Genomic DNA, 6,769 nt, shown 5'->3' on the forward strand with positions numbered 1-6,769 from the left:
TCGTCGCCGCCCTGCGCGCGGCGCCGCGCGCCGAAATCCCGGCGCTGATCGAAGGCTGGCTCGATGCGAGCGACGTCTCGACGCGGATCGCCCTGATCAAGCTGATCACCGGCGGCCTGCGCGTCGGCGCCTCGCTGCGGCTGGCGAAACTCGCTTTGGCCCGGCAATTCGCCGTCGAGGCCGACGAGATCGAGGAGGTCTGGCACGGGCTGGAGCCGCCCTACACCGCGCTGTTCGACTGGCTGGAAGGCCGCGCCCCGCGCCCCGCGCCCGGTGTGGCCCCTGTCTTCCGCCCGCCGATGCTGGCCCACCCGATCGAGGCGGCCGACCTCGCGACACTCGACTGGTCCGCCCATCGCGCCGAATGGAAATGGGACGGCATCCGCGTCCAGCTCGTGTCCACCCCCGGCGGCAGCCGGCTCTATTCGCGCGGCGCGGAAGACATCTCGGCCGCCTTCCCCGAAATCGTCGCGGCGATGGATTTCCACGCCGTGCTCGATGGCGAGCTGCTGGTCATCCGCGACGGCGCGGTCGCCCCCTTCGCCGACCTCCAGCAGCGCCTCAACCGCAAGAGCGTTCCGGCAAAACTCCGCGCCGCCAACCCGGTCGGCGTGCGGCTATATGACATGCTGTTCGAGGGCGAAACCGACCTCCGGGGCCTGCCCTTCGATGCCCGCCGCGCCCGGCTCGAAGCCTGGTTCGCCCGCACCGCCCCGGCGCGGATGGACCTTTCGGAGCTGATCCCTTTCGCCGCGGCCGAGGATCTCGCCGCCCTGCGCGCCGGCGCCCGCGATGCCGCGATCGAGGGGCTGATGCTCAAGCGCGCCGACAGCCCCTATCTCGCCGGCCGCCCCAAGGGCCATTGGTGGAAATGGAAGCGCGACCCGCTCAGCCTCGACTGCGTGCTGATGTATGCCCAGCGCGGCCACGGCAAGCGCTCCTCCTATTATTCCGACTACACGTTCGGCGTCTGGACGGCGGAGGGCGCGCTGGTGCCGGTCGGCAAGGCCTATTCCGGCTATACCGATGCCGAGCTGCAACGGCTCGACCGCTGGATCCGCGCCCACACGGTCGCGAGTTACGGCCCGGTGCGCGAGGTGGAGAAGGCGATCGTGCTGGAAGTGGGGTTCGACGCGGCGCAGCGCTCGACCCGCCACAAATCCGGCATCGCGCTGCGCTTCCCGCGCATCCTGCGCATCCGCGAGGACAAGCCGGCCGCCGAGGCCGACACGCTGGAGACCGCGCGTTTGCTCCTGCCCGGCTAGTCCGGGCCGCTTGAGAGCGGCAGCTTCACTGATCCGTGCCGCCTGCGAGCGGCCCGAGCGCCGCCTGGATGCCGAACTCGCCGGGCAGCGCCCCGTGCGGGAACAGCACGTTGACGTGGCCGAGCTTGCGCCCCGGCCGCGCGGCGGTCTTGCCATAGTGATGCGGGATCAGCCCCGCCGTCGCCACGATCCGCGGCCAGAGGGCGATATCCTCCGGCCCGACCAGGTTCTTCATCACCGCGTCGGAATGGCGGATCGCCGGCGGCAGCGGCAGGCCGGCGACGGCGCGGATATGCAGCTCGAACTGGCTAGCCGGGCAGGCATCGATCGTCCAGTGCCCGGAATTATGCGGCCGCGGCGCGATCTCGTTGGCCAGCACCCTGCCGTCGCGGTCGATGAAGAACTCCACCGCGAGCAGCCCGACCAGGCCGATCCGCTCGGCCACGAGGCGCGCCATCTCCCGCGCCGTCTCCCGCACCGCGGGGTCGAACGGGGCCGGGGCCAGGGTGAGGTCGAGGATATGGTCGCGATGCCGGTTCTCGACCATGTCGAAGGCGCTGACCGTCCCATCCGCCCCGCGCGCGACGACGACCGACCCCTCCGCCGCGAAATCGACGAAGCCTTCCAGGATCAGCGGCTTCGGATGCAGCAGGCCGAAGGCCATCTCCGCCTCCGCCTCGGTGCGGATCAGCGCCTGGCCCTTGCCGTCATAGCCGAGGCGGGTGGTCTTCAGCACGGCGGGCAGGCCGATCGCGGCGATGGCGGCGGTCAGCTCCGCCATGCTGCTCACCGGCGCCCAGGGCGCGGTGCCGATGCCGGCCTCGTTGAGGAAGCTCTTCTCCGCGATCCGGTCCTGGCTGATCCGCAGGATTTCCGGCCCCGGCCGGACCGGGCGGCGGTCGGCCAGCAGGTCGAGCCCCTCGGCGGAGACGTTCTCGAACTCGAAGGTGATCACGTCCACCGCATCGGCGAAGCGCAGCAGGGCGGCGTTGTCGTCGTAATCGGCGCGGGTCGTCGCGGCCGCGACCTGCGAGGCCGGGGCGTCGGGTTCCGGAGAAAAGATATGGCAGCGATAGCCGAGCCGGGCTGCCGCCATGGCGGACATGCGGCCGAGCTGGCCGCCGCCGACGATGCCGATCGTGGCGTTGGGGGGAAGCGGAAAACCGGTCATTCTGTGGGCAGGTCCTCGGGCAGGTCGGGCACGTTGTCGGTCTGGGCGCGGCGCCAGGCGTCGAGCCTGGCCTCGATGGCCTTGTCCGTCACCGCGAGCATGGCGGCGGCGAAGAGGGCGGCGTTGATCGCCCCGGCCTTGCCGATCGCGAAGGTGGCGACCGGCACGCCGCCGGGCATCTGCACGATGGAATGCAGGCTGTCCACCCCTTTCAGCGCCGCGCTCTCCACCGGCACGCCGAGCACCGGCACCGGGGTGAGGGCGGCGACCATGCCGGGCAGGTGCGCGGCCCCGCCGGCGCCGGCGATGATCGCGGCGAGACCCCGGCCGCGCGCGGCATGGGCATACTCGACCATGCGCAGCGGCGTGCGGTGGGCGGAGACGACGCGGGCCTCGAAGGGGATGCCGAGTGCTTCCAGCGTCTCGGCGGCGTGGCGCATGGTCGGCCAGTCCGACCGGCTGCCCATGATGATCCCGATGCGCGGCGTCACGCGATGCTGTCCGGGATCAGGCGGCTTTCGAGGCGGAGGATCTGGTCGCGCAGCAGCAGCTTGCGCTTCTTGAGCCGCTGGATCTGCAGCTGGTCGATCGTCGGCTGGTCGCCCAGCCGGGCGATCACGGAATCGAGGTCCCGGTGCTCGCTGCGCAGGCCATGCAGCTGGCGGAGCAGATTATCCTTGTCGGTCAGCATGGTCGGCTTCTAGCACAGGCGCGGGAGGCTGGCCTATCCCGGATTTGCCGCAACCGCCCCGCGCCGGGGCGAATTTCGGCGGGATGACTTTTGTAAAAGTCTGATGACAACCGCCGCGTGCAGGACTAGATTCGCTTCAGGCGCCTGCTCCGGGCACCGGAAGGCGGGCGCCGCAACGATCCACACTCGGAAAGGAGTCGAGGATGAGCCTGCAAGCGAGACTTGAATCCCTCAAGCAGCGTCACGCCGGCCTGGAAATGCGGATCACGGAGGAGGACCGGCGGCCGCGACCGGATGAGGACAATCTCGCCCGACTCAAACTGGAGAAACTTCGTCTCAAGGAAGAGATGGAGCGAATTCAGGCGCGCTGAGGCGCGCGGAAGTCCGGAAACCGGCGGCAGGACGCCGCCGCGCCGATGAAGATCATCTGAACATCATCGCCCGGGCCGGGATCTCCGGTCCGGGTTCGTCGTCCCGGGATCAGGCCGCCTCGTCGCCGCTCTCGGGCACGGGCGGGGGCGGCACCGGCTCGCCGTCGCGCTCGGCGCGGGCATTGGCGGCGGAGACCACGTCGTTCAGGTCGGACTGCTTGCAGAGGCCGAGGATCACCGGGTCGCGCGGCTTGATGTTGGCGCTGTTCCAGTGCGAGCGGTCGCGCACCTTCTGGATCGTGTCCTTGGTGGTGCCGAGCAGCTTGACGATCTGCGCGTCCTGCACCTGCGGGTAGTTGCGCAGCATGAAGGCGATGGCGTCCGGCCGGTCGATCCGCTTGGCGACGGGGGTGTAGCGCGCGCCCTTGGTGCGGCGGCCGCCGGGGATGGCGGCGTCGAGCATCTTGAGGCGGGCCTTGGGGTCGGCCTCGCAGCGGCGGATTTCCTCGGCGGTGGTCTGCTTGTTGGCGATCGGGTCGTAGCCGACGATGCCCTGCGCCACCTCGCCATCGGCGATCGCCTGCACCTCGAGCGGATGCATGCCGCAGAAATCGGCGATCTGCTCGAAGCTCAAGGCGGTCTTTTCGATCAGCCACACGGCGGTGGCCTTCGGCATCAGGGGCAGCGTCATCATCATACCTCAGAGAGAGAGCGGCGGTCGGCCGGACGGGCGCGGCGGACACGCCGTCTTAATATTGCCGTGCATATGGTGCAGAGATATTGCCCGGGTCAAGCCACGGGCGGAGAAATGCCGCATTGCGCCCCGGTGCCGGCCGGAAACGGGACTTGCGTTTGCGGGCGCGAGAGTAAAGATGACAGACATGATCGATCCGTTCGGCCGCGCCATCACCTATCTCCGCATCTCGGTCACCGACCGGTGCGATTTCCGCTGCGTCTACTGCATGGCGGAGGACATGACCTTCCTGCCGAAGGCGGACCTGCTCTCGCTCGAGGAGCTGGAGCGGCTGGCGGGCGCCTTCGTCGATCTCGGCGTGCGCAAGCTGCGGCTGACCGGCGGCGAGCCGCTGGTCCGGCGCGGGGTGATGGCGCTGATCAACCGGCTGGGCCAGCGGATCGGCCAGGGGCTCGACGAGCTGACCCTGACCACCAATGGCAGCCAGCTCGGCCGCTTCGCCGACGAGCTGGTCGCGGCCGGGGTGAAGCGGGTGAACGTCTCGATCGACACGCTGGACGAGGAGAAATTCCGCACGATCACCCGCTGGGGCCGGCTGCCGCAGGTGATCGACGGCGTGATGGCGGCGAAGGCGGCGGGGCTGCGGGTGAAGGTCAACGCCGTGGCGCTGAAGGGCGTGAACGAGGACGAGTTCGACGCCATGCTGGACTGGTGCGGCCGGCACGGCTTCGATTTCTGCCTGATCGAGACGATGCCGCTCGGCGAGGTGGACCAGGACCGGACCGATCAGTACCTGCCGCTCTCCACCGTGCGCCAGCGCCTCGCCGCGCGCTGGACGCTGACGCCGACCGACTACGTGACCGGCGGGCCGGCGCGGTATTTCGACGTCGCCGAGACCGGCACGAGGCTCGGCTTCATCACCCCGCTCACGCATAATTTCTGCGAGGGCTGCAACCGGGTGCGGCTGACCTGCACCGGCACGCTCTACATGTGCCTCGGCCAGGACGACGCGGCGGACCTGCGCGCCGTGCTGCGCGGCTCGGACGATGACGCGGTGCTGCGCCAGGCGATCCTCGATGCGATCGCGCGCAAGCCGAAAGGGCATGATTTCGTGATCGACCGCGCCGGGCGGGCGCCGGCGGTGGCCCGGCACATGAGCGTGACCGGCGGATAGGCCGGGGGCCTTCGCCGGGCGCGGTGGGACGGTTTCATCCTGTTCTTGAGTCACGAGAAATAAATTTGACAATCGATATGATCGTGGATAGAGATCTTCGGAAATAGAACTCGGTCAAAATAATAAAAATTCCTTAAGAACTGCATGTTTTCAGTCTGGTCATAAGAATTGGTGGCCTTCGTTCGGCCTGTATTTGGGCAGGTCTAAGCTGAATCGCCTGGGCATCGGGGAATGGGGCTCACATCTTTCTATCTGTTCTTCGATGGCATGATACTGGTGGGCGGCACCCTGCTGCTGGCCACGGGAATGCTGTCCGGCTGCGCCACGCTGAAATGGTGGAGCCTGAGCTATTTCACCGTGGCGGCCGGGATCGCGACGGTGGTTTTCGGGCACGCGGCCTGGCCCTGGCTCGGCTACGGGTTGGGGCCGGGGCTGAATCTCGCCGGGTTCGGCGTCATGTGGGCGGGGGCGCGGCGGCTGAGGGGGCGGCGCGCGGCGCCCTGGCAGGTGCTGCTGCCCGGCGTCGTCTGGTTGGCGGTCAGCGCGGTGCTGCCCTTCGGCGACGCGCCGTGGCTGCGGATGGTGACGCAGACGCTGTTCATCGAGGCGATTTTCGGACTGATCCTGGCCGAGATCCTGCGGGCGCCGGTCCGCGCGCTGGCGCGGCTTCCGCTGGCGGGGGCGACGTTCGGGCATGCGATCTTCGTTCTCGTGCGCGCGGTCGCCCTGCTGTTCTACGGCAGCCCGGCGGTGTACCGCTTCTGGCTCTACGGCACGGCGATCGAGGGCATGCTGTTCATGTTCTGCGACGCGCTGCTGATCAGCCATCTGGTCCGCTCGTGGCGCGAACACGACTTGCACGACGTCGCGCGCACCGATTTCCTGACCGGCGTGCTGAACCGCCGCGGCTTTACCGCACGCGCGGAGCGCTGCCTGCGGGAGGCGCCTTGCATGCTGCTGGTGCTGGATATCGACGGGTTCAAGGGAATCAACGACACGCTCGGCCATGGCGAGGGCGACCGGCTGCTGCGCGAGCTTGGCCGGATCTGCGTGGAGAGCGTGCGGGAAGGCGACGTGGTCGGGCGGCTGGGGGGCGACGAATTCGCGATCCTGATCGTCGGCGGCTCGGCGGAGGTCGCGGCGGCGATCGCGCAGCGGATCCGCCTTGCCTTCGCGCAGACGCGGGTCGCGCGCGGGCTGGCCGCCGCGGTCAGCATCGGGATCAGCGGTGCCGGGGCCGGCGGCGCCACGCTCGACGACCTGCTGGTGCAGGCGGATATGCGGCTCTACCGGGCGAAGGACGAGCGGCCGGCATTGGGACCGGCCATGCTCCGGGCCGGCTGAACGCTCCATTCTCATTTTGAAAACGTAACGATATTGGCGTGCCGGGGCGCGGTGCGCTC

Annotated in this window: 8 protein-coding genes; 4 read left to right on the forward strand and 4 right to left on the reverse strand. The window is 69.2% G+C overall.

Annotated features, from left to right (window positions below):
• A partial coding sequence (locus APM_RS08380) for a cisplatin damage response ATP-dependent DNA ligase (protein WP_007422932.1) occupies positions 1-1,265 on the forward strand: 1,265 nt, incomplete at its 5' end.
• Positions 1,266-1,290: 25 nt separating this feature from the next.
• Here the strand turns inward: APM_RS08380 and APM_RS08385 are convergent.
• Genes APM_RS08385 through APM_RS08395 form a run of 3 tightly spaced genes read right to left on the reverse strand, consistent with a single transcriptional unit; the run spans position 1,291 to position 3,127 of the window.
• Positions 1,291-2,436, reverse strand: a complete 1,146-nt coding sequence (locus APM_RS08385; protein ID WP_007422933.1) for a 5-(carboxyamino)imidazole ribonucleotide synthase — start codon at positions 2,434-2,436, stop codon at positions 1,291-1,293.
• Positions 2,433-2,903 (reverse strand): 5-(carboxyamino)imidazole ribonucleotide mutase, encoded by a 471-nt coding sequence (purE, locus tag APM_RS08390; protein ID WP_162839081.1) that lies wholly within the window; start codon positions 2,901-2,903, stop codon positions 2,433-2,435. The genes APM_RS08385 and purE overlap by 4 nt, the downstream gene beginning before the upstream one ends.
• A gap of 20 nt (positions 2,904-2,923) precedes the next feature.
• Positions 2,924-3,127 carry a YdcH family protein gene (locus APM_RS08395; protein WP_007422935.1) on the reverse strand — a complete coding sequence of 68 codons (204 nt, stop codon included), beginning with the start codon at positions 3,125-3,127 and terminating at the stop codon, positions 2,924-2,926.
• 203 nt (positions 3,128-3,330) lie between these two features.
• Between APM_RS08395 and APM_RS20310 the strand changes: the two genes are divergently transcribed.
• Positions 3,331-3,498, forward strand: coding sequence for a YdcH family protein (locus APM_RS20310; RefSeq protein WP_007422936.1), 168 nt, complete (start codon positions 3,331-3,333; stop codon positions 3,496-3,498).
• Positions 3,499-3,607: 109 nt separating this feature from the next.
• On the opposite strand, the gene APM_RS08400 is transcribed toward APM_RS20310, so the two are convergent.
• Complete coding sequence (locus tag APM_RS08400) at positions 3,608-4,192, reverse strand: DUF1013 domain-containing protein (RefSeq protein ID WP_035188529.1); 585 nt, start codon at positions 4,190-4,192, stop codon at positions 3,608-3,610.
• 187 nt (positions 4,193-4,379) lie between these two features.
• Here APM_RS08400 and moaA point away from each other — a divergent pair, with 187 nt between their 5' ends.
• Positions 4,380-5,366: a GTP 3',8-cyclase MoaA gene (gene moaA, locus APM_RS08405; RefSeq protein ID WP_007422938.1), complete on the forward strand. Its 987-nt coding sequence runs from the start codon at positions 4,380-4,382 to the stop codon at positions 5,364-5,366.
• A 231-nt stretch (positions 5,367-5,597) separates the two neighbouring features.
• Positions 5,598-6,710 (forward strand): diguanylate cyclase, encoded by a 1,113-nt coding sequence (locus APM_RS08410; RefSeq protein WP_007422939.1) that lies wholly within the window; start codon positions 5,598-5,600, stop codon positions 6,708-6,710.
• Positions 6,711-6,769: the final 59 nt, after the last annotated feature.

The sequence above is a fragment of the Acidiphilium sp. PM genome (assembly GCF_000219295.1).
GTDB lineage: Bacteria > Pseudomonadota > Alphaproteobacteria > Acetobacterales > Acetobacteraceae > Acidiphilium > Acidiphilium multivorum.

Bases quoted from the DNA above. Each gene is read 5' to 3' on its own strand.
- APM_RS08400 (WP_035188529.1), bottom strand. From the start codon at position 4,192: ATGATGACGCTGCCCCTGATGCCGAAGGCCACCGCCGTGTGGCTGATC.
- APM_RS08410 (WP_007422939.1), top strand. From the start codon at position 5,598: ATGGGGCTCACATCTTTCTATCTGTTCTTCGATGGCATGATACTGGTG.
- moaA (WP_007422938.1), top strand. From the start codon at position 4,380: ATGATCGATCCGTTCGGCCGCGCCATCACCTATCTCCGCATCTCGGTC.
- APM_RS08385 (WP_007422933.1), bottom strand. From the start codon at position 2,436: ATGACCGGTTTTCCGCTTCCCCCCAACGCCACGATCGGCATCGTCGGC.
- APM_RS20310 (WP_007422936.1), top strand. From the start codon at position 3,331: ATGAGCCTGCAAGCGAGACTTGAATCCCTCAAGCAGCGTCACGCCGGC.
- purE (WP_162839081.1), bottom strand. From the start codon at position 2,903: ATGGGCAGCCGGTCGGACTGGCCGACCATGCGCCACGCCGCCGAGACG.
- APM_RS08395 (WP_007422935.1), bottom strand. From the start codon at position 3,127: ATGCTGACCGACAAGGATAATCTGCTCCGCCAGCTGCATGGCCTGCGC.